Source organism: Deltaproteobacteria bacterium, assembly GCA_011773515.1.
Taxonomy (GTDB): domain Bacteria; phylum Desulfobacterota; class Deferrimicrobia; order J040; family J040; genus WVXK01.
This window is the reverse complement of the sequence record WVXK01000109.1, coordinates 31,919-32,366: the sequence shown is the minus strand read 5'-3', so window position 1 is coordinate 32,366 and position 448 is coordinate 31,919. Positions and strand designations below refer to the sequence as shown.

The window sequence follows — 448 nt, the reverse complement described above, 5'->3', positions numbered from 1 at the left end:
AACTTCTGGCTAAACATCATCGGCATTACATGTCTTGCCACCGCGAATGGGCCGACCCGGCGGGCTATCAGATTCAAGAGCCGATACTTGCGCAGGTTCCTCTTCGGTTCAGGATCAGCGGAAGTATCGGCGAGAATCAGGGATTTGACCAGTTCCGGGCGCCGCAGCGCAAGTCGGATTGCGACGAAACCACCCATGGAAAAGCCGAGGAAGTGACAGGGGGCGCAATCCAATCTCTCTATGAGCTGCGCCGCATCTTCACATAAGCTATCCATGTCATACCCATCCGGCGTAACCTGGCTCTGTCCCTGGCCACGAAAATCGAAGGTTATGCAACGATAACGGTCCTTGAGGGCACTGACCTGCTCATCGAACATGCGCCCACTGAAGACGAGACCGTGTGCAAACACTATTGTTTCCGGGCCCGTACCAGCTTCGTCGTAAAACA

1 protein-coding gene is annotated in these 448 nt (G+C 54.9%); it reads right to left on the bottom strand.

The genetic code is table 11. The features are described 5' to 3' along the window. A partial coding sequence (locus tag GTN70_11745) for an alpha/beta fold hydrolase (protein ID NIO17631.1) occupies positions 1–448 on the bottom strand: 448 nt, incomplete at both ends.